Source organism: Pseudomonas sp. GW821-FHT07F01, from assembly GCF_059418825.1.
Genome location: NZ_JBWKQO010000009.1, coordinates 135,388 through 153,681, shown reverse-complemented (window position 1 = coordinate 153,681; position 18,294 = coordinate 135,388). Strand labels below are relative to the sequence as shown.

The following is an 18,294-nucleotide window of genomic DNA, read 5'->3' as shown; positions in this document are numbered from 1 at the left end:
GTCACGGGTGCCGGCCGCCAGCGATCCCCGCGCGGCGGAGCACAGCGGATTTGAGCGCGTCGGGGAGCGGAACCTTAGCGCGTTAGCCGGTGACTCTACAATGGGCAGGTGGCGGTTTTATTGGGCTATGGCTGCACAAAAGCCTGGTGCACACGGTCTTCGGAATAGTCTTCTGCGTGCTGCTCGACCCAATCCAGCGCCAGCGCCTCAATGCATTGCTGTTCGCTCTGAGGTTCATGCAGGCGACAGTAGCGGGCGATCTGGCACACCTGCTCACCCATGCGCGCGCCGAACAGCGTTTGTTCGTCGACGAAAGCGATGCCCACCAGGTAGCCACGCTTGCGTTTCAGGCACCAGGCGACATAGCCGTTGTAACGGGCGTTATCCCCCAACGTTGGCATGTACACCTCCAGCGCGGTACCGCGGCGCCAGGCACGGTGGTAATTGCACGCCATGCCACCGAGGCTGATAGTGTGCAACCGCTGGCGTGAAATACAGGCGTGCTTGCGCAAGGTCAGTTCAACCGGAACATCATCAGGATGAGGCAGAAAACGTCCCATGACCGCAGACTCCGAGTGTCGTCCATTTGACATTGTTTCCCCCAGTATAGTGCTCGAATTGGAACTGACCGATTTCGATATCGACCAGCAATTACTGGGCCTGGGCGGCGTTTCCCTGGTTGTTTTCACCAGTGTCGGCTGTTCCAGTTGCCGTTGGGCCCGGGCGCGGTTGCCGGAGTTGGAGCTACCCATCGACCGTCTTTGCTGGGTCGATGCGGGCGATAATGGCGGTGCGGTTCAGCGCTATCAGGTGTTCCACTTGCCGGCTTTGTTCGTGGTCCGCGACGGTGAGTTTCATGGAGCGCTACAGTCGCGCCTGACGCAGCAGGATCTCAGCGAGAGCCTGCGTCAGGCGCTTAATCGAATACCAGAGGAGTTGCCTTGATGGGTGCAGGCCGTAAACCGCGTGTAGGCATTATCGGGACCGGAGCGATCGGAGGTTTTTACGGGGTGATGCTGGCACGTGCCGGTTTCGACGTGCACTTTTTATTGCGCAGCGAATATCCGGCAGTGCTCGAGCATGGGCTGCAAGTCAACAGCAGCCAGCACGGCAAGCTGACGTTGAAGCCGGCGCAGGCCTACGCCAATGCCGAACAGATGCCGCCTTGCGACTGGCTGCTGGTGGGCGCCAAGACCACCAGCAACCTTGATCTGGCGCCGGCGATCATTCAGGCCGCGGCCACCGATGCCAAGGTTCTGGTACTGCAGAATGGGCTGGATGTCGAAGACGACCTGCGCGCGGTGCTTCCCGATTCGCTGCATCTTCTGGGCGGCTTGTGCTTTATTTGTGTGCACCGCGCCGGGCCCGGGCAGATCGAGCACCAGGCGCTTGGCGCGGTAAACCTTGGTTACCACAGTGGCCCGGCCAGTGCCGATGCGACCCTGAGCCAGGCGATTGTCGAGGAGGGCGCCGCGCTGTTTCGCGAGGCGGGGCTCGATTCCCAGGCCATGGGCAACCTGCAGCAGGCGCGCTGGCAGAAGCTGGTGTGGAATGTCCCGTATAACGGCCTGTCGGTTCTGCTCCGAGCCAGTACCACGCCACTGATGGCCGACCCCGCCAGCCGCGAGCTGATCCAGGACCTGATGCAGGAAGTGCTGCAGGGGGCGGCGGCTTGCGGGCATGCCATCCCCGCGGCCTATGCGCAGCAACTGTTCAAGTCCACCGAGCACATGCCGGATTACTGGCCCAGCATGTACCATGATTTCCTGCACCAGCGTCCTCTGGAACTGGCAGCTATCTATGCTGCACCCTTGGCGGCAGCGCGGGCCGCAGGTTGTGAGCTGCCGAAGATCCAGGCGTTGTACCAGGCCTTGAGTTTCATCGACCGGCACCACGCCTGAGTTGGGCTTATTACCTTTAAGGGGATGAAATATGGCAAAGGGCCTGGATGGCAAGCTGGTGGTGGCGATCTCGTCGCGGGCGCTGTTCGACCTGGGCGACAGCCACAAGGTCTATCTGGCCCAGGGGGTCGAGGCCTATCGGCAGTACCAGATCGAACATGAAGAGGAAGTCCTCGAGCCCGGTGATGCCTTCCCTCTGGTCAAGAAACTCCTCAGCCTGAATGCCAGCCTGGGCCGAGCCCGGGTCGAGGTGGTGCTGGTCTCGCGCAACAGTGCCGACACCGGGTTGCGTGTGTTCAACTCGATCGAGCACTACGGCCTGGGCATTTCCCGAGCAGCCTTCGTCGGCGGCCGCAGCCCTTATCCCTATCTGGCGGCCTTTGGCAGCGACCTGTTTCTCTCCACCCATGCCGATGATGTGCGCAGTGCACTAGAGGCCGGCTTTGCTGCGGCAACCATTCTGTCCGGCGGCACCCGGCGCGCTGAAAATGGCGAACTGCGCATCGCGTTCGACGGTGATGCGGTGCTGTTTTCCGATGACTCGGAGCGTATCTACCAGTCCGGCGGCCTGGAGGCATTCCAGGCCAGTGAGCGGCAGTCGGCACGAGAACCGTTGCCGGGCGGGCCGTTCAAGGGGTTCCTGGCGGCACTCAACCTGCTGCAGGGAGAGTTTTCCGATGAGGCCAGTCCGATCCGTACCGCCTTGGTGACAGCCCGTTCCGCGCCGGCCCATGAGCGGGTAATCCGCACTTTGCGCGAGTGGAACATCCGCCTGGACGAATCGCTGTTCCTTGGCGGGCTGGAAAAAGCCGCCTTCCTCGAAGCCTTTGCAGCCGACGTGTTCTTCGACGACCAGGCCGGTCACTGCGAGCTGGCTCGCGAAGTGGTCGCCACCGGTCACGTGCCGCACGGCGTAAGCAACGAAACCAAGGCTTGAATCCTAAAATCCGTGGTTTTTCCTCGGACCTCCCACAGTTCCAGGCACTGCTAAGCTGAATCAATCTCCGCCATCTTGGCAGTTGAGGAGGTCATATGATTCGTTCGATGCTGTATGCCACTGACCTCGGTCTGTATGCGCCCTTTGTGATGCAACATGCCCTGGAGCTGGCTCGAACGTTCAATGCCGACTTACATGTAGTGCACGCCGTGGAGCCCATGGGCCTGTTCGCCGAATCAGTGTTGCAGAGCTACCTGGATGAGCAGTCGTTGAATGAGTTTCACCGCCAGGGCCTGAATACAGTGATGGCCAATATAGAGCAACGGGTGCTGGACAGTTTTCGCGAGGAGCTGGGGGAGGGGATGCAGGACTTGACCTTGATCCAGTCGGTGCGGGTGCTTCAGGGGGACCCGTCCCAGGTGATTCTGGAGCAGGCGGGGAAACTCTCTGTGGATTTGCTGATCGTAGGAAGTCACAGCCATGGGGTGGGGGCGCAAACGCCTTTGGGGCGTACCGCAACGCGAGTTCTGCAACTGGCCAAAGTCCCGGTTTACCTGGTGCCTCTGGTGCAGCGTCGACGTCAGGGCGATACCTGAGGATGGAATGGAAAATTCTGAATAAAAGTTCTAGATTTATTCTCCTGACCATTAATATAGTTATATACCGTCGCTGATACCCGTGGCGTCTACCTGCTTTGAGGGATTGATATGAAGCTTCAACAATTGCGCTACATCTGGGAAGTGGCGCACCACGACCTCAACGTCTCCGCTACCGCGCAAAGCCTTTACACATCGCAACCGGGTATCAGCAAGCAGATCCGTCTGCTCGAGGACGAACTCGGGGTCGAGGTCTTTGCCCGCAGTGGCAAGCATCTGACCCGCGTGACCCCGGCCGGCGAGCGCATCATCACCACCGCCGGCGAGATCCTGCGCAAGGTCGAAAGCATCAAGCAGATCGCCCAGGAGTTCTCCAACGAGAAGAAGGGCACCCTGTCCATCGCCACTACTCACACCCAGGCGCGCTACGCCTTGCCACCGGTGATCAGCAGCTTTATCAAGCAGTACCCGGATGTGGCCTTGCACATGCATCAGGGTTCGCCGATGCAGATTGCCGAAATGGCCGCTGACGGCACTGTGGATTTCGCCATCGCTACCGAAGCCCTGGAGTTGTTCGGTGACCTGGTGATGATGCCGTGCTATCGCTGGAACCGCTGCGTGGTAGTGCCTCAGGGCCACCCGCTGACCAAGCTGCCGAAGTTGACCTTGGAAACCCTGGCCGAGTACCCGATCGTCACTTACGTGTTCGGTTTTACCGGTCGCTCCAAGTTGGACGAAGCCTTCAGCCATCGCGGCCTGACGCCCAAGGTGGTATTCACCGCTGCCGACGCCGACGTGATCAAGACCTATGTGCGCCTGGGCCTGGGCGTGGGCATCGTGGCCAAGATGGCGGTCGACACCAAGCTCGACAGCGACCTGGTGGTGCTGGATGCCAGTGAACTGTTCGAATCGAGCATCACCAAGATCGGTTTCCGTCGCGGCACTTTCCTGCGTGGCTTCATGTGCGATTTCATCGAGAAGTTCGCCCCGCACCTGACCCGCGAAGTCATGGCCAAGGCCATTGCCTGCCATAACAAGCAGGAACTGGAAGAGCTGTTCGACGGCGTCGAATTGCCGGTCCACTGATCCCCAGCCTGCCTAGCGGACCTCGGTGACAGTGAACTGTTGCCGGGCGCCCGCCACCACGATCTCCACCTCATCGTCCTCGAACTTGCCCAGCAGGCTGTTGCCCAGGGGCGAGCGGGGGGTGATGACGGTCACCAGTTGCCCCACTACGTAGGCCTTCAGGCCCGCGCCATCCGGGCCGAGAAACAGCCACTGTTCGTGGCCGTTCTCATCTTCCAGCCCCAACAGCGCACCGATCTGAATCCCCTTCTGCGGGTCATGAGGGCGCAGGCTCAGGTTCTGCCAGAGGCCCAGGGCCTGGCGGATTTCCTCGACCCGTCGAGCCTGGCCGGCGGCCAGGTAGGAAGCTTCCAGCCCCAGGGTGTCGTACTTGTTCTCGGCGATATTTTCTTCGTGGGTGGCGGTTTCGTAAGCGGTTTGTGCCGCCCGCACCGCGACCTCCAGGTCGTCCCGGAGCTGTTGCAGAATCAGTTGGCAGACGGACTGTTTATCCATGGTCAATTACAGAATTGCAGGACGTTGGCCCGGCTTTTTTCGCTCGGCGCGGTCTGGTCCTGCTGCAACCAGAACTGGCATTTGGGGTTGGACAGGTTGCGCAGGTTGCTGCGGGCGTTGTCCAGGGATTGCAGTTCCTCGTTCTTGCGCAGGTTTTCCTGGTACTGCTCGAACATTCGGTTCTGTGGCTCAGGTGGCGCGGCCACCGGTGGTTTTGCCAACTGCTGCACCGCTTGTGCGACCGGAGCCAATTGCTGGCTGAAAAGGTAGTGCGAGGCCAGCCAGCAGGTCAGGGCGATCGCCAGGAAACCCAGCCACAGGCCCAGGGCAATGCTGGCGGTGAGCGCCAGGAAGTTGAAACTGATGCGCAAGGAGCGACGTGCGGTGGGACGATGGGACATGGCTGCCTCCTGGCGGGCGGTGTTGGGCAAGGGCCGATTGTCGCACGAAGATAATCGCGGTTGGCTCTTCTGCGCAGGAGCATTTATGCGGACAATCGGCGCCTTTGCCAATCGGGGAGTGGAATGAAAGCCTCCTGGGATATTTTCTGCAGCGTGGTCGACAACTACGGCGACATCGGCGTGACCTGGCGCCTGGCCCGGCAACTGGTGGCCGAGCATCAATGTGTGGTGCGCCTGTGGGTCGATGATTTGCGCGCTTTCGAAAAGATCTGCCCGCAGATCGATAGCCAAAAGGCCAGCCAGATTCAGGATGGCGTCCAGGTGCGGCACTGGCCGGCCCAGTGGCCGGACGAGGCGGCGGCCGATGTGGTGATCGCGGCTTTCGCCTGCCAGTTGCCCCACGCCTACATGGACGCCATGGCCGACCGTGCGCGTGCGCCACTGTGGCTGAACCTGGACTACCTGAGCGCCGAGGACTGGGTCGGCGGGTGCCATGGCCTGCCTTCCGTGAAGTTTCGCGGGGTGCAGAAGTACTTCTTCTTTCCCGGATTCCAGGCCGATACCGGCGGCTTGCTGCGCGAGGCCGGGCTGCTCGAGCAGCGCCGGGATTTCCAGGGCAGGCCCCAGGCCCGGCTGGATTTCCTGAAATCCCTGGGCGTATCGCCTGTTGCCGGCAGTCGCTTGATCTCGCTGTTCGCCTACGAAAATGCCGGGGTTGCCAGTTGGTTGCAGGCCCTGGCCGACGACGGGCAGCCGACTCATCTGCTGGTGCCCGAAGGCCGCGTGCTGGCCGATGTGCAGCGCTGGCTGGGAGAGGAACCGCTGGCGCCGGGCTGTCCACAGGTACGCCAGTCGCTGACCGTTCAGGTGCTGCCCTTCGTGCGCCAGGAGGATTACGACCGGCTGCTCTGGTGCTGCGACTTCAACGCGGTGCGCGGGGAGGACTCCTTCGTTCGGGCGCAATGGGCCGGGCGTCCGATGCTCTGGCACATCTATCGCCAGGATGAAGACATCCACCTGGACAAGCTCGAAGCTTTTCTCGGCCTCTATACCCGCACACTATCCCCGGGGGCCAAGGCTGCAGTACTGGCCCTGTGGCAGGCCTGGAACAGCGAAGCATCGATGGCTGAACCCTGGAAAAACCTGCTGCAATACTGGCCGGAAGTCGCCGCGCACGCCGAGCAATGGTGTCTGGAACAAGGCTCCCAGCCCGATCTTGCTGCGGCGCTGGTGCAGTTTTACCTAAATTGGATATGATACGCGGCCTAGATTTTTGTAAATCCCATCCAAATTCGGATATTCGCAATGAAAACTGGTAAAGAACTCAAACCCGGTACCGTGATCCGTATCGACAACGATCCTTGGCTGGTTCAGAAAGCTGAATTCACCAAGTCCGGTCGTAACAGCGCGATCATGAAGACCAAGCTGAAGAACCTGCTGACCGGTTACAAGACCGAAACCGTTTACGGTGCGGACGACAAACTGGACGACGTGATCCTGGATCGCAAAGAAGCGACCCTGTCGTTCATCAGCGGCGACACCTACACGTTCATGGACACCACTGACTACACCATGTACGAGCTGAACGCCGAAGACATCGAAGCGGTTCTGCCGTTCATCGAAGAAGGCATGACCGACGTTTGCGAAGCCGTGTTCTTCGAAGACCGTCTGGTTTCCGTTGACCTGCCGACCACCATCGTGCGCCAGGTTGACTACACCGAAGGTTCCGCTCGCGGCGACACTTCGGGCAAGGTGATGAAGCCTGCCAAACTGAAAAACGGTACCGAGCTGAGCGTTGCGGACTTCATCGAAATCGGCGACATGATCGAGATCGATACCCGCGAAGGCGGTTCCTACAAAGGCCGCGCCAAGGTTTAAACCTGGCTCGCCCCTGTAGACGAAAAAGCCCGACCTTGAGTCGGGCTTTTTTATGCCTGGAATTTGCCGTTTCAGACCGTAACGTGCAGGCGCACATCCACATTGCCACGGGTGGCATTGGAGTAGGGGCAGACCTGATGCGCGGCATCCACCAGGCTTTGCGCTTCGTCCTGGGCCAGGCCGGGCAGGCTCACATGCAGGTCGATATCCAGGCCGAAGCCGCCGGGGATCTGGCCGATGCCGACATGGGCGGTGATCGAAGCGTCGTCCGGGATCTTGCGCTTGCTCTGGCTGGCGACGAACTTCAGGGCACCGATAAAGCAGGCCGAGTAACCGGCTGCGAACAGCTGTTCAGGGTTGGTCGCCTGGCCACCGGCACCACCGAGTTCCTTGGGGGTGGCCAGTTTGACGTCGAGGATCTGGTCATTGGAAACAGCGCGGCCATCACGGCCACCGGTGGCGGTTGCAACGGCGGTGTAGAGAGTTTGCATGGTGGAAGCCTCGTGGTAGGTGATTTTCGCGCTAATTATTTGCGCGCTAATTAAGTGCGAAATAAATGTATCTCGCTAATATTTAGTGCGCAAGATAAATTTTGCTGAAAACCCCTCCATTAGCCTTGAGTCATGGGCAACTCATTGATTCTGAAAAAGATATTTTTTCGGTTGAGAAGCTAGCCTCAGCCATAGGGGGCTGGCTTGCCAGCAAAGCGTCAAAGACTGTCCTGCAGATGCCCGCGCAACACCTGCAAATCTTCCTGCAACTGACGCAATTGCTCCACGCTCCGGCCGCTGGCCCCGAGGATGCACTGGGGAATGTCCCGGGCTTGCTCGCGCAGCACCCGGCCCTGTTCCGTCAGTTGGACAATCACCACCCGTTCATCTTCCCGACTGCGGGTGCGGCTGAGCAGACCTTCGGCCTCCAGGCGCTTGAGCAGCGGAGTCAGGGAGCCGGGGTCGGTCAGCAGGCGCTGGCTGATCTCGCCGACCGTCAGCCCGTCCCGTTCCCAGAGCACCAGCATAGCCAGGTACTGCGGGTAGGTCAGCCCCAGCTTCTGCAGCAGAGGCTTGTAGACCTTGGTCAGCATCAGCGAGGTGGAGTGCAGGGCAAAGCACACCTGGTTGTCCAGCAGCAGTTGATCGCAGGAGTCCAGGGGGGAGCGTTCGGTGGTCATGTTGGCGGCCTTGATCATTAATGGTCATGAATCTAGCGGGCGAGTCTTTAATGCGCCAGATAATTTTCCTCAGGTCTCAGCCCATCGCGCTTTGCAATGCCAGGTCCCAGGGCGGAACCGGGCTGAAGCGGCTTTTCAGGTACTCCAGCAGCAGGCGGCTACGGGCATTGGGGTGCTGTTCCATGCGCAAGGCGTAGATGCCGGCGGTTTCCGGCTTGGGCAGGCCGCCTTCGCAGAATAGCGGCACCAGTTCGCCGCGCAGCAGGTATTCACTCACTAGCCAGGTGGGCAGGTGGGCAATGCCCAGCCCGGCCAGGGCCCCGGAAAGCAGGGCTTCAGCGTTGTTGGCACCAAGGCGTATACGCTGCGGACGATGGCTCTGCACCTGGCCGTCAAGCTCGAAGCGCCAGGCGAACAGCGGCGCCAGGCCATCCCAGTCGAGGCCGTCGTGCTGGCTGAGTTCGGCGGGGTGGCTGGGGGTACCGCGGCTTTTCAGGTAGGAGGGGCTGGCACAGGCGATACGCACGATGCTGGCCAGGGAGGTGGCGACCATCCGCGTGTCCACGCGCTGGCCGGCGCGCAGCACCAGGTCGACCTTGCCCAGGTGGGAGCCCTGCATGTCGACAAAGCTGTCGATCAGGTGCAACTGCACATCCAGCCCGGGGTAGAGCACCAGGAAATCGGCAATGGCCGGCGCCAAGTGGCGGCGCCCGAAGGCAGCGGGGGCGTCGATGCGGATCAGGCCCTCCGGGGCATGGCTCAGGGAAACTGCCTCGGCCCGAGCCAGTTGCAGCTCGGCAACGATACGCCGGGCCCGTTCGGCAAAGGCCTGGCCGGCGGCGGTGGCGACCACGGCGTGGGTGGTACGCATGAACAGAGTGGTGCCCACGGCGTTTTCCAGGCTGTCGATGCGCCGGGCCACGGCGGAGGGCGTCAGCGGATAGCGGCGTGCCGCTGCGGAAAAGCTGCCCGCCTCCAGCACATCAAGAAACAGCCCCAGTTGTTCGGTCAGTGTATTGGGATTCATGATCAGCTCGCTTATGCGAAAACGGCAAAGCCATTGTGCGTTGCTATGCGTTTCCGTGCCAGGGCCGACTGCGTAGCATGCAGCTCTCAGGTGAGGAGAGCGGTTGTGATCGAGTTGATGATGTATCTGTTGTTGGGCGCGGCGTTGGGTACGGTGGGCGGGCTGTTCGGTATTGGCGGTGGCTTGATCGCGATTCCGGTGCTCGGCGTGCTGTTTGGCCTGGACCAGCAGATTGCCCAGGGCACGGCGCTGGTCATGGTTGTACCCAATGTGCTACTCGCGCTGTGGCGCTATCACCAGCGCAACCGCATAGAGGCGCGCCACGCCTTGCCCCTGGCCCTGATGGGGTTCAGTTTCGCCTGGCTGGGCTCGATCTGGGCGGTGGGCATCGATGCACAGAAGATGCGCATCGGCTTTGTCGCCTTTCTTCTGGTGCTGTCGGCCTACAACCTGCTGCGCATGTTCATGGCCAGTGCCCCGGCCAGCAGCGAGATGCGTTACCCCTGGCCTTGGCTCGGGGTATTGGGCGCCGCTTCCGGGGCCATGGGCGGGCTGTTCGGGGTGGGGGGCGCAGTGGTTGCCACGCCGGTACTGACCAGTGTCTTCGGCACCACCCAGGTGGTAGCACAGGGTTTGTCCCTGGCGCTGGCGCTACCCAGCACCGGGGTCACCCTGGTGACCTATGGCTTTCACCATCAGGTGGACTGGGCGATCGGTCTGCCGCTGGCAGCCGGTGGCTTGCTGAGCATCAGTTGGGGGGTGAAGGTCGCCCACGCCTTGCCCGAGCGGCTGTTGCGCGGCCTGTTCTGCGGCTTCCTGGTGGTGTGTGCGGTGATGCTGGCGTTTAAAGTTTGAAGCCTTCGACGATGTGTTCGGCCAGGCATTCGGTGATGGGCGAGGGCTGGTTGAGGTTGCGCAGCAGCATGATGCTGGCCTCGGGCAGCTCCGGCAGCCCTTCGTTCTCGCCGAGGATGCGCAGGTCCGGCGTGATCAGGCTTTCCAGCTGCGCGGTGATCGCCAGCCCGGCGCTGACCACCGCCATGATTGCCGACAGGCTGGAGCTGTTGTAGGCAATGCGATAGTCGAGGCCGATGGCATCCAGGGCGTTGCAGGCCCACAGCCGGCAAAAGCAGTCGCTGTTGAACATCGCCAGCGGCAGTGGCGTCTGTTCATGGGGCGTGAAGCACTGGGCCACGGCCCAGACGAAGCGCTCCTTGCGCAGGAGTTGGCCGATCTCGTTGCCCGGCTCTCGGGTGACGATGGTCAGGTCCAGGTCCTGGCGTTGCAGCAGTTGCTTGGACGATTCGCAATGCACTTCGATCTGGATCAGCGGGTAGCTCTGGGCGAAGCGCGACAGAATCCCCGGTAGAAAACGCATCACATAGTCATCCGGCGTGCCGATGCGCACCAGCCCCACCATGTGCGGTTCGCGCAGGGTATTGAACACTTCGCTATGCAGTTTCAGGATGCGCCGGGCATAGCCCAGCAGTACCTGGCCCTCGGCGGTCAGCTTGACCTGGCGTCCGTCGCGCTGGAACAGCTGGCGTTGCAGCACGTCCTCTTCCAGGCGCTTCATCTGCATGCTCACCGCCGATTGGGTGCGGTTGACCCGTTCTCCAGCCCGGGTAAAACCGCCTTCATCGGCGATGGCGACGAAGGTGCGCAGCACTTCGGTGTCGATGCTGGGGAACTGGGACATTGATCAAATCCTGAGATGCATGGGGCAGGAAGCATTCCTGGGCCTGATCTTATTCCTCGAAAGGCCACGGCGTCATCCCTGGCGTTGCGCTTGCAGCCAGGCCAGCACCTGCCGGGCGTTCTGGTCCGGTGGAAACACCGGGTAGAACACCTTTTCGATCTGCCCGGCCTTGAGAATCAGAGTCAGGCGTTTCAGGAAGCGGGTGGCGTTCAATTCGAACACCGGCAGCCCCAGGGCTTCGGTCAATTGCCCCTGTGCATCGGAGAGCAGGGCAAAGGGCAGGTGCAGCCGCTCGACGGCTTCACGTTGATAGTCGCTGTCCTGGCTCGAGAGGCCGAACAGGTTCGCCGCCCCGGCGGCCGCGAGTTCCTCGGCCAGGTCGCGAAAGCCGCAGGACTGCGGGGTACAGCCGCGGGCGCCGGGGGTCATGTCCCAGCCCTCCAGCAGCGGCAAATCCGGTCGTCCCATGCGCGGGTAGACATAGAGCACCGTTACGCCGGGCAGCGTCGACAGGTCGACCCCTTCGCCCGAGGTGGAGGGCAACCGCAGCCCGGGCAAGTGCAGGCCCTGCAAGTGACGGGCTGCGCCATCGTCCTGGGGGGCCGGGATACGCGACCAGTCCACGCTCAACATGTCTCTCATGACGCTTCCTCCTGATCAGTAGCGCTGGGCAATCGCAATAGGGATAGCTGGATAACAGAGTGTCGATAGTGCTCCTTCAGTTCAAGTAGTACTGCGGATAAATGATGTTCGATCCAGCAATTAATGCTCGTGGCTTTTATTGGTTTTGTCTTTGGCTTTAGTTGTGCTGTGTTATTGGCGATAAGCCTTATCGGTGCTGGCTATAAGTTTTCAAAAAAGGTCTGGAGTGTTGGCTATAAGTTGTCGTTTGCTAATTTCGCTGCGCGATAAAAATCAATGAATATGCCCTGGGCCGATTGATGGTCAACTTTGTCGTTGTTTGGGTTTGCCTAAAGAAACATCCGCTACTAGTGTTGCGCTTGCCATGTACAGATGGTCTGTACTGGGATTGCGACCAACTTTGGAGGGTCCTTTCATGAACGTGAAAGCGGAACACACTGAGCCAACCACTGCCGAGCTGACACAGCTCAAGACCAAGCTCAAAGCCGGCAAGCTGGCGCCGGAAGACCTCAAGGCGCTGGTGGGCCTGGTGGAACGTACGGAGAAGGCGGCGAAGCAACTTAGGGCAGCCATCGTCGAGTAAATGACGCTAACGCTTTGGAGGGCAGGATCAGAAATGGACCTCACTACTCGAACTACTCATATCGATATATCTGAACCGTTGCGTAGCCCTCCATTTTTAGCGCGCAGCACTATCGGCAGTCACTCGGTACTGCTGCTGGGAAGTCTGGAAGCGCCTATCTCTACACTTAGTGATAATGCTTTTATTGTCGAACGCATTGCCCAGAGTCTCAACTTGTCGGCGCTGGGCGCCCAGTTCAATGCGGAAGAAGTTATTTTTCTGCTGAACGAGCAATATACCGCTGCAGAAGAGTTTGTTTATGGTCACCCCATCTGGCGAAAGATAAGAGAGGGTGATCAAGCTGCGCTTTACGCTTATATCCTGGAAACCCGGCACTACCTGGCTGCCGCGGCCTCGAGGATGTGCCCCTCGGTCAGCCCGGGCATAGGGTTGTCGCCGATCTCCCTGATGCTGTCCAGGCATGCGCTGGAGGAGTGGGATCATGCGCAGTTCTTCAATGAGGCCCTGGAGCTGATCGGCTGTTCCGGTGACATGGTCAGGCTGGCCCGGCCTTTGCCCGCAACCCTGGAGTGGATTCACCTGTCCCGGCAGATCGCGGCCATGGGCGAGCTGGTGTCGGCGGCCTGCTCCGGTTTCATGGAGCACTCCTCGGTGGAGCAGGAGGCGGTGCTGGGTTGGCATGAGTTGCTGGTGGGCCACAACCTGCTGAGCCGCAAGGCGACAGACAAGGTGCTGGGGCATTTTTCCACCGACATCCAGTATGGGCATTCGGATAACTGGAAGAAGGCCGTGCGCACTCAGGACTGCTACCCCGCGCCGGTGGTGGCCACGGTGCTCAATGCAGTCTGCAGCCTCAGCGAAATGATCTACCGCTGGCTGACTGCGCTGGAGCAGGGATGTGCCAGCTCCATTGTCACCGCGGCCCAACTGGTGGCCGAGGAGGGGCTGGACCAACTGTTGCACGCCGCTGATTCACCCCTGGACGTGGAAATTTTCCAGGGCCTGCCGGTCTGGCCGTCCAGTGTGATGAGCCTGGTCAACGGTGAGCGTTCCGGCGATGACAACCCTGCCGATACCGTCGTTGCGTCCTGCTATGCCCTGGGGCCGCGAATGACGCAACTGGTCATGAGCCCGGCGCCTTTTGGCGCACTGATCAGCCAGGTGCATGAGCAGTTGCTCAATGGCCAGAGCTCCAGCGCCGAGAGTGTGGCGGCCATCGAACAGATGACCACCGACTGGCTGGTATCGGTGGACGGCCACGGCCTGTGGCAACAGATGACCGAGGGCTGCGCGGATGAGCTGATCATCGGCTACATGCTGGAGAACTATCATTACCTGGCCTCGGCGACCCGACATGTCAGCCCGGCCATTGCCGCCTGTGCGGATGCGCGGATCCGCGAAAACCTGTTGCAGCACCTGCAGGATGAGCTGACCCACTGCGACATCCTCAAGCCCAGGCTGCGCGAACTGGGAGTCCGGCGCCCGGAAGCGATGCGACCCTTGCCGACCACCACTGCCTTTGTCGGTTATCTCAGCGACCTGGCACGGCATGACTGGAAGGGCTACCTGATCGGTTCGACCTATCTGCAAAAAAGCCTGAGCGAATGCCGTGGCGATGATCGTCACCTGCGTTTCTACTCGCAGGTGTCCGCCAACAACCCGCGCTGTGCAGCGTTGCTGGGGGCCATGGCAGCCCATGACGAACTGGATGACGAGCTGGGCCACGATCAGCGGCCGTCGCTCAACATCGAGTACCTGCTGGCGCGGGGCGACGTGGGCCGTGACTCGGTGGCGCGTGCGGCCATGCTCCCGTCACTGGCCTGGAGCTTTCTGGATGGCATCCGCCAGCACTATTGCACCGGCAAGGACGCGGTGCTGCAGCGCCAGGCCTGGAGCGCAACATGAACCAGCCCTATTTCCAGAACCTGGAGCCCCTGGCGCAGTTGCAGGAATTGTTATTCGAGCGTGATGACTTCGAGGCCCTGGCCAGGCGCTTGCCGGAACCCAGGATGGCTCTGGAAAAGTGGCGCGATGTGTTGCATGGCGAGCTCCTGTCGCTGTTTCGCTGGGGGCTGATTCGCGCCAGGGAGAGCCTGGATGACCAGGGGGCGGGCCAGGGCTATGGCCAGGAAGTCCTGTGCCTGCTGCCCTATTACGGCTTTTGTCTGCATGCAATCCGCCGCGCCGCGCCCTTTGCCTTGATGGGCATACCCACCACGGTGTCGGTGCGTCACGACCGTTATCAGGAGGCCAGTGCAGTGATTGGCGAGTTGGCGGCCGTGCTTGGCGTAAAGGATTGGCTGCGGGTCAGTGAGGAATCCTCGGCAGAGCTGGTGCGGCAGTTTCATGGGCGCGATGGCCTGATCGTGCTCACCGGCAAGCAGTCCACCTACACCAGTCTGCGAAACCGCTACCCGGACGCGCGGATCATTGCTGCAACCGGCTGTTGCGGGGTGGTCCTGTCGGTGGAGGAGCAGCCGGCCCGCGTCATCGAGGAACAGCGCCAGGAACACCGGTTGCCGGTCAGTTGCAGCAACCATGGCTACACCGTCCTTGCCGAAGCCCTGACCCCGCAGGCGGCGGTGCTGGCCATCAACGGCGCTCGGCCCGCGGTCAGCAGCACGGTGCAAGAGTTGCTCGGGCAACTGCACCCGTCCATTGTCCTGACTCCCCCTTCGGCTCTGCCGTTGCCCGATGATCTTGGCGGCTACAGCCTGCTGGCCTGTGAAGAGTCGGCGGCGGCCAGCCTCGATGGTTTCGGTCGCGACCCACTGGGCGGATGGCCGGGGGATTACCGGATCTGAAAGCGGTCCCTGGAAACACCGGCGGGGAACCAAGGCATCAAACCCTGAGATGTATTGCATAAGAAACATTCGTTGGATTGATCATTGTTCGGGGAAGAGACTGTGCTCATCCCCACTGGAGGACAGGATCATGAAAGCGCAAAAGGGTTATCTGCTGGTTCACAAACTGCCAATTCAGGCGTTGTCGTTACGTGCACTATGGCGCCAGGTGGTCCGCTGGCACGAGTTGGCGCAGGAGCGCCGGATGCTTGCCGGCCTGAGCGATTCGGCCCTGCATGACCTGGGGCTGAGCCGGGCGGATGTGGAGCATGAAGCGGTCCGCCCGTTCTGGGACGACCCGATGCACAAATAACCCGGTGGCCACTACACAAGCCGGTCCAGGGTGCGCTAGCGTGCGGGCAGACCAGGAGACGCTCATGCCCGCACTACCTTCTTTCTCGCTCAAGCAGGCCCGCCGGCTGGCGCTGGCCGCCCAAGGCTTCGGCGGGCGCCAGCCGCCGGCATCGATCAAGGCCTCCCGACTCAATCAGCAGATCGAGCGCCTGGGCCTGTTGCAGATCGATTCGGTCAACGCCCTGGTGCGCGCCCATTACTTGCCGCTGTTTTCCCGTCTTGGCAGTTATCCACAGCAGCTGCTCGATCAGGCCGCCTGGAGCCAGGGGCGCCAGCGCACCTTGTTCGAGTACTGGGGGCATGAGGCCTCGCTGCTGCCGATGTCCATGTACCCCTTGATGCGCTGGCGCATGCAGCGCGCACGCCAGGGGCAGGGTATCTACTCGCAACTGGCGCGTTTCGGCCAGGAACGCCAGGCCACTCTGCGCCGGGTGCTGGCGGCCGTGGAGCAGCAGGGCGCGCTGGGGGCCGGCAGCCTCTCCACCCGCGAAGAGCGGGCCGGCCCCTGGTGGGACTGGAGCGAAGAAAAGCATGCCCTGGAATGGCTGTTCGCTGCCGGTGAGGTGACAGTGTCCGGCCGCCGCGGTTTCGAGCGTCTGTATGACTTGCCGGAACGAGTGATCCCGGCGGCGATCCTCCAGCAGATGCCGTTGGAGGAAGCCCAGGCCCAGCGCCGGTTGCTGCTGCAGGCGGCCGGGGCACTGGGGGTAGCCACGGAAAAGGACCTGCGGGACTACTTTCGCCTCGATCCCGGCGATAGTCGCGCGCGGCTTGCCGAGTTGTGCGAGTCCGGCGAACTGCTGGGCTGTGAGGTCCAGGGCTGGAAGCAAAGTGCCTATTGCCTGCCCGAGGCGCGGGTGCCGCGCAAGGTCGAAGCCAGCGCGCTGTTGTCACCTTTCGATTCCCTGATCTGGGAGCGTAGCCGTACCGAGCGGCTGTTCGATTTCCGCTACCGCCTGGAGATCTACACGCCTGAGCACAAGCGGGTCTATGGCTATTACGTGCTGCCGTTCCTGCACAACGAGCGGATTGCCGCCCGGGTCGACCTGCGGGCGGAGCGGGCCCAGGGGCGTCTGGCGGTGCACGCGGTGCATGAGGAGCCATTCGGTCTGGACGACGAGGGTGTCCGGGCATTGGCCCTGCAATTGCGAAAGATGGCCGACTGGCTGGGGTTGGAACAGATTCAGCTCAATTGCCAGCGTGATGGCGCGCGACGCCTGCGTGAGGTGCTGGGGTGAAGAGCTTCGCGGGCCAGCCCGCTCCTACACAGCCCTTGCAGGAGCGGGCTAGCCGGCGAAAGCGCTCTTAGCGCTTGACCTGCTTCAAGGTCTCGGCAATCAGGAAGGCCAGTTCCAGAGACTGGTCGGCATTCATCCGCGGGTCGCAATGGGTGTGGTAACGGTCCGACAAACCATCCTCGGTAATCGGCCGGGCACCGCCGATGCATTCGGTGACGTTCTGCCCGGTCATCTCGATATGGATGCCACCGGCATAGCTGCCTTCGGCCTGGTGGACCTGGAAGAACTGCTTGACCTCGGTGAGGATCTGCGCGAAATCCCGGGTCTTGTAGCCGCTGCTGGCCTTGATGGTGTTGCCGTGCATCGGGTCCGAGCTCCACAGCACCTGCTTGCCTTCGCTTTCCACCGCGCGAATCAGCTGTGGCAGGTGATCGCCGACCTTGTTCGCGCCCATGCGCACGATCAGGTTGAGGCGGCCGGGATCGTTTTCCGGGTTGAGGATATCGATCAGGCGGATCAGTTCGTCGGTGTTCATGCTCGGGCCGACCTTGACCCCGATCGGGTTGTTCACCCCGCGCAGGAACTCCACGTGGGCGCCGTCCAGTTGCCGGGTGCGATCGCCGATCCACAGCATGTGCGCCGAGCAGTCGTAGTAGTCGTTGGTCAGGCTGTCGCGGCGCACGAAGGCTTCTTCATAGTTGAGCAGCAACGCTTCGTGGGCGGTGAAGAAGCTGGTTTCGCGCAGTTGCGGCGCGCTGTCCAGGCCGCAGGCACGCATGAAGGCCAGGGTTTCGTCGATGCGGTCTGCCAGTTGGCTGTACTTCTCGGCCAGGGCCGAGTTGGCGATGAAATCCAGGTTCCACTTGTGCACCTGGTGCAGGTCGGCGAAACCGCCCTGGGCGAAGGCTCGCAGCAGGTTGAGGGTGGCGGTGGCCTGGTGGTAGGACTGCAGCAGGCGGTCGGGGTCCGGCACCCGGCTTTTTTCATCGAAACCGATGCCGTTGACGATGTCGCCGCGATAGGCCGGCAAGGTCACGCCATTGATGGTTTCGTCGTTGGCCGAGCGCGGCTTGGCGAACTGGCCGGCCATGCGCCCGACCTTGACCACCGGGCAGCCGGCGGCAAAGGTCATGACGATGGCCATCTGCAGCAGCACCTTGAAGGTGTCGCGAATCTTCGCCGCGGAGAATTCGGCGAAGCTCTCGGCACAATCGCCACCCTGCAGCAGGAACGCCCGGCCCTGGGTGACTTCGGCAAACTGGCGACGCAACTCCCGGGCTTCACCGGCAAACACCAGCGGTGGATAACTGGCCAGGCTTTGCTCGACCTGCAGCAGGTGCGCGGCATCGGGGTAGTGGGGTTGTTGCTGGATCGGCAGGGCGCGCCAGCTGTCGGGGCTCCAGGGTTGGCTCATCGCGGACTCGAGTGCTTTAACGGTGGGAG

General features: G+C 61.7%; 22 protein-coding genes. 13 read left to right on the top strand and 9 right to left on the bottom strand.

Going from position 1 to position 18,294, the window contains the following annotated elements; genetic code table 11:
* Positions 1–125 precede the first annotated feature (125 nt).
* The gene (locus AC07R1_RS29265; RefSeq protein ID WP_011062546.1) at positions 126–560 is read right to left on the bottom strand and encodes a PilZ domain-containing protein; all 435 of its coding nucleotides are present in this window, start codon (positions 558–560) and stop codon (positions 126–128) included.
* Between AC07R1_RS29265 and AC07R1_RS29260 the strand changes: the two genes are divergently transcribed.
* The 5 genes from AC07R1_RS29260 (at position 559) to cysB (ending at position 4,520) form a co-directional block, all read left to right on the top strand.
* Positions 559–945 (top strand): thioredoxin family protein, encoded by a 387-nt coding sequence (locus tag AC07R1_RS29260; RefSeq protein WP_011062545.1) that lies wholly within the window; start codon positions 559–561, stop codon positions 943–945. The two genes, AC07R1_RS29265 and AC07R1_RS29260, sit on opposite strands and share 2 nt — an antisense overlap.
* Positions 945–1,901 carry a putative 2-dehydropantoate 2-reductase gene (locus AC07R1_RS29255; RefSeq protein WP_065365473.1) on the top strand — a complete coding sequence of 319 codons (957 nt, stop codon included), beginning with the start codon at positions 945–947 and terminating at the stop codon, positions 1,899–1,901. Before AC07R1_RS29260 ends, AC07R1_RS29255 begins: the two co-directional genes overlap by 1 nt.
* 31 nt (positions 1,902–1,932) lie before the next feature.
* Positions 1,933–2,838, top strand: a complete 906-nt coding sequence (locus AC07R1_RS29250; protein WP_015636544.1) for a 5'-nucleotidase — start codon at positions 1,933–1,935, stop codon at positions 2,836–2,838.
* 95 nt (positions 2,839–2,933) lie between these two features.
* Positions 2,934–3,434 (top strand): universal stress protein, encoded by a 501-nt coding sequence (locus AC07R1_RS29245; protein ID WP_011062542.1) that lies wholly within the window; start codon positions 2,934–2,936, stop codon positions 3,432–3,434.
* A 111-nt stretch (positions 3,435–3,545) separates the two neighbouring features.
* The gene (gene cysB, locus AC07R1_RS29240; protein ID WP_011062541.1) at positions 3,546–4,520 is read left to right on the top strand and encodes an HTH-type transcriptional regulator CysB; all 975 of its coding nucleotides are present in this window, start codon (positions 3,546–3,548) and stop codon (positions 4,518–4,520) included.
* 12 nt (positions 4,521–4,532) lie between these two features.
* Here cysB and AC07R1_RS29235 read toward each other — a convergent pair whose 3' ends face one another.
* Positions 4,533–5,015: a GreA/GreB family elongation factor gene (locus tag AC07R1_RS29235; RefSeq protein ID WP_495111194.1), complete on the bottom strand. Its 483-nt coding sequence runs from the start codon at positions 5,013–5,015 to the stop codon at positions 4,533–4,535.
* Positions 5,016–5,017: 2 nt separating this feature from the next.
* On the bottom strand, positions 5,018–5,416 hold the full coding sequence (locus tag AC07R1_RS29230) for a hypothetical protein (protein WP_011062539.1): 399 nt from the start codon (positions 5,414–5,416) through the stop codon (positions 5,018–5,020).
* A gap of 123 nt (positions 5,417–5,539) precedes the next feature.
* Here AC07R1_RS29230 and earP point away from each other — a divergent pair, with 123 nt between their 5' ends.
* Both earP and AC07R1_RS29220 read left to right on the top strand, forming a co-directional pair.
* On the top strand, positions 5,540–6,673 hold the full coding sequence (gene earP, locus AC07R1_RS29225; RefSeq protein ID WP_011062538.1) for an elongation factor P maturation arginine rhamnosyltransferase EarP: 1,134 nt from the start codon (positions 5,540–5,542) through the stop codon (positions 6,671–6,673).
* 48 nt (positions 6,674–6,721) lie between these two features.
* On the top strand, positions 6,722–7,294 hold the full coding sequence (locus AC07R1_RS29220) for an elongation factor P (RefSeq protein WP_007931398.1): 573 nt from the start codon (positions 6,722–6,724) through the stop codon (positions 7,292–7,294).
* A 71-nt stretch (positions 7,295–7,365) separates the two neighbouring features.
* Here AC07R1_RS29220 and AC07R1_RS29215 read toward each other — a convergent pair whose 3' ends face one another.
* The 3 genes from AC07R1_RS29215 to AC07R1_RS29205 form a co-directional block, all read right to left on the bottom strand.
* Positions 7,366–7,785 (bottom strand): organic hydroperoxide resistance protein, encoded by a 420-nt coding sequence (locus tag AC07R1_RS29215; protein WP_011062537.1) that lies wholly within the window; start codon positions 7,783–7,785, stop codon positions 7,366–7,368.
* A 218-nt stretch (positions 7,786–8,003) separates the two neighbouring features.
* Positions 8,004–8,465: a MarR family winged helix-turn-helix transcriptional regulator gene (locus AC07R1_RS29210; protein WP_011062536.1), complete on the bottom strand. Its 462-nt coding sequence runs from the start codon at positions 8,463–8,465 to the stop codon at positions 8,004–8,006.
* 76 nt (positions 8,466–8,541) lie between these two features.
* Complete coding sequence (locus AC07R1_RS29205; protein ID WP_495111193.1) at positions 8,542–9,492, bottom strand: LysR family transcriptional regulator; 951 nt, start codon at positions 9,490–9,492, stop codon at positions 8,542–8,544.
* Positions 9,493–9,597: 105 nt separating this feature from the next.
* Between AC07R1_RS29205 and AC07R1_RS29200 the strand changes: the two genes are divergently transcribed.
* Complete coding sequence (locus AC07R1_RS29200) at positions 9,598–10,347, top strand: sulfite exporter TauE/SafE family protein (RefSeq protein WP_011062534.1); 750 nt, start codon at positions 9,598–9,600, stop codon at positions 10,345–10,347.
* Here AC07R1_RS29200 and AC07R1_RS29195 read toward each other — a convergent pair.
* Together AC07R1_RS29195 and AC07R1_RS29190 are read right to left on the bottom strand one after the other, a co-directional pair.
* A complete protein-coding gene (locus AC07R1_RS29195; protein ID WP_011062533.1) occupies positions 10,337–11,191 on the bottom strand; it encodes a LysR substrate-binding domain-containing protein in 855 nt (284 codons plus the stop codon). The genes AC07R1_RS29200 and AC07R1_RS29195 overlap by 11 nt on opposite strands.
* A gap of 72 nt (positions 11,192–11,263) precedes the next feature.
* Positions 11,264–11,833 carry a peroxiredoxin gene (locus tag AC07R1_RS29190; protein WP_495111192.1) on the bottom strand — a complete coding sequence of 190 codons (570 nt, stop codon included), beginning with the start codon at positions 11,831–11,833 and terminating at the stop codon, positions 11,264–11,266.
* 415 nt (positions 11,834–12,248) lie between these two features.
* On the opposite strand from AC07R1_RS29190, the gene AC07R1_RS29185 reads away from it, so the two are divergent.
* From AC07R1_RS29185 to AC07R1_RS29165, 5 genes are all read left to right on the top strand, one after another.
* On the top strand, positions 12,249–12,416 hold the full coding sequence (locus AC07R1_RS29185) for a hypothetical protein (RefSeq protein ID WP_015636538.1): 168 nt from the start codon (positions 12,249–12,251) through the stop codon (positions 12,414–12,416).
* A 447-nt stretch (positions 12,417–12,863) separates the two neighbouring features.
* Positions 12,864–14,321 (top strand): thiaminase II/PqqC family protein, encoded by a 1,458-nt coding sequence (locus AC07R1_RS29180; protein ID WP_169892177.1) that lies wholly within the window; start codon positions 12,864–12,866, stop codon positions 14,319–14,321.
* Positions 14,318–15,220, top strand: a complete 903-nt coding sequence (locus AC07R1_RS29175; protein ID WP_015636536.1) for a hypothetical protein — start codon at positions 14,318–14,320, stop codon at positions 15,218–15,220. Before AC07R1_RS29180 ends, AC07R1_RS29175 begins: the two co-directional genes overlap by 4 nt.
* Positions 15,221–15,350: 130 nt before the next feature.
* Positions 15,351–15,572 carry a DUF1127 domain-containing protein gene (locus AC07R1_RS29170; protein WP_041119391.1) on the top strand — a complete coding sequence of 74 codons (222 nt, stop codon included), beginning with the start codon at positions 15,351–15,353 and terminating at the stop codon, positions 15,570–15,572.
* Between the two features lie 64 nt (positions 15,573–15,636).
* On the top strand, positions 15,637–16,851 hold the full coding sequence (locus AC07R1_RS29165) for a winged helix-turn-helix domain-containing protein (protein ID WP_015636534.1): 1,215 nt from the start codon (positions 15,637–15,639) through the stop codon (positions 16,849–16,851).
* A 67-nt stretch (positions 16,852–16,918) separates the two neighbouring features.
* Here AC07R1_RS29165 and AC07R1_RS29160 read toward each other — a convergent pair whose 3' ends face one another.
* Positions 16,919–18,265 (bottom strand): class II 3-deoxy-7-phosphoheptulonate synthase, encoded by a 1,347-nt coding sequence (locus AC07R1_RS29160; protein ID WP_011062528.1) that lies wholly within the window; start codon positions 18,263–18,265, stop codon positions 16,919–16,921.
* Between the last annotated feature and the right edge of the window lie 29 nt (positions 18,266–18,294).

What these genes read in the sequence shown, in the direction of transcription:
- AC07R1_RS29160 (WP_011062528.1), bottom strand. Translation starts at nt 18,265, where the DNA reads ATGAGCCAACCCTGGAGCCCCGACAGCTGGCGCGCCCTGCCGATCCAG.
- AC07R1_RS29260 (WP_011062545.1), top strand. Translation starts at nt 559, where the DNA reads ATGACCGCAGACTCCGAGTGTCGTCCATTTGACATTGTTTCCCCCAGT.
- AC07R1_RS29220 (WP_007931398.1), top strand. Translation starts at nt 6,722, where the DNA reads ATGAAAACTGGTAAAGAACTCAAACCCGGTACCGTGATCCGTATCGAC.
- AC07R1_RS29215 (WP_011062537.1), bottom strand. Translation starts at nt 7,785, where the DNA reads ATGCAAACTCTCTACACCGCCGTTGCAACCGCCACCGGTGGCCGTGAT.
- AC07R1_RS29205 (WP_495111193.1), bottom strand. Translation starts at nt 9,492, where the DNA reads ATGAATCCCAATACACTGACCGAACAACTGGGGCTGTTTCTTGATGTG.
- AC07R1_RS29235 (WP_495111194.1), bottom strand. Translation starts at nt 5,015, where the DNA reads ATGGATAAACAGTCCGTCTGCCAACTGATTCTGCAACAGCTCCGGGAC.
- AC07R1_RS29210 (WP_011062536.1), bottom strand. Translation starts at nt 8,465, where the DNA reads ATGACCACCGAACGCTCCCCCCTGGACTCCTGCGATCAACTGCTGCTG.
- earP (WP_011062538.1), top strand. Translation starts at nt 5,540, where the DNA reads ATGAAAGCCTCCTGGGATATTTTCTGCAGCGTGGTCGACAACTACGGC.
- AC07R1_RS29265 (WP_011062546.1), bottom strand. Translation starts at nt 560, where the DNA reads ATGGGACGTTTTCTGCCTCATCCTGATGATGTTCCGGTTGAACTGACC.
- AC07R1_RS29165 (WP_015636534.1), top strand. Translation starts at nt 15,637, where the DNA reads ATGCCCGCACTACCTTCTTTCTCGCTCAAGCAGGCCCGCCGGCTGGCG.
- AC07R1_RS29195 (WP_011062533.1), bottom strand. Translation starts at nt 11,191, where the DNA reads ATGTCCCAGTTCCCCAGCATCGACACCGAAGTGCTGCGCACCTTCGTC.
- AC07R1_RS29190 (WP_495111192.1), bottom strand. Translation starts at nt 11,833, where the DNA reads ATGAGAGACATGTTGAGCGTGGACTGGTCGCGTATCCCGGCCCCCCAG.
- AC07R1_RS29250 (WP_015636544.1), top strand. Translation starts at nt 1,933, where the DNA reads ATGGCAAAGGGCCTGGATGGCAAGCTGGTGGTGGCGATCTCGTCGCGG.
- AC07R1_RS29255 (WP_065365473.1), top strand. Translation starts at nt 945, where the DNA reads ATGGGTGCAGGCCGTAAACCGCGTGTAGGCATTATCGGGACCGGAGCG.
- AC07R1_RS29170 (WP_041119391.1), top strand. Translation starts at nt 15,351, where the DNA reads ATGAAAGCGCAAAAGGGTTATCTGCTGGTTCACAAACTGCCAATTCAG.
- cysB (WP_011062541.1), top strand. Translation starts at nt 3,546, where the DNA reads ATGAAGCTTCAACAATTGCGCTACATCTGGGAAGTGGCGCACCACGAC.
- AC07R1_RS29185 (WP_015636538.1), top strand. Translation starts at nt 12,249, where the DNA reads ATGAACGTGAAAGCGGAACACACTGAGCCAACCACTGCCGAGCTGACA.
- AC07R1_RS29245 (WP_011062542.1), top strand. Translation starts at nt 2,934, where the DNA reads ATGATTCGTTCGATGCTGTATGCCACTGACCTCGGTCTGTATGCGCCC.
- AC07R1_RS29175 (WP_015636536.1), top strand. Translation starts at nt 14,318, where the DNA reads ATGAACCAGCCCTATTTCCAGAACCTGGAGCCCCTGGCGCAGTTGCAG.
- AC07R1_RS29180 (WP_169892177.1), top strand. Translation starts at nt 12,864, where the DNA reads ATGCTGTCCAGGCATGCGCTGGAGGAGTGGGATCATGCGCAGTTCTTC.
- AC07R1_RS29230 (WP_011062539.1), bottom strand. Translation starts at nt 5,416, where the DNA reads ATGTCCCATCGTCCCACCGCACGTCGCTCCTTGCGCATCAGTTTCAAC.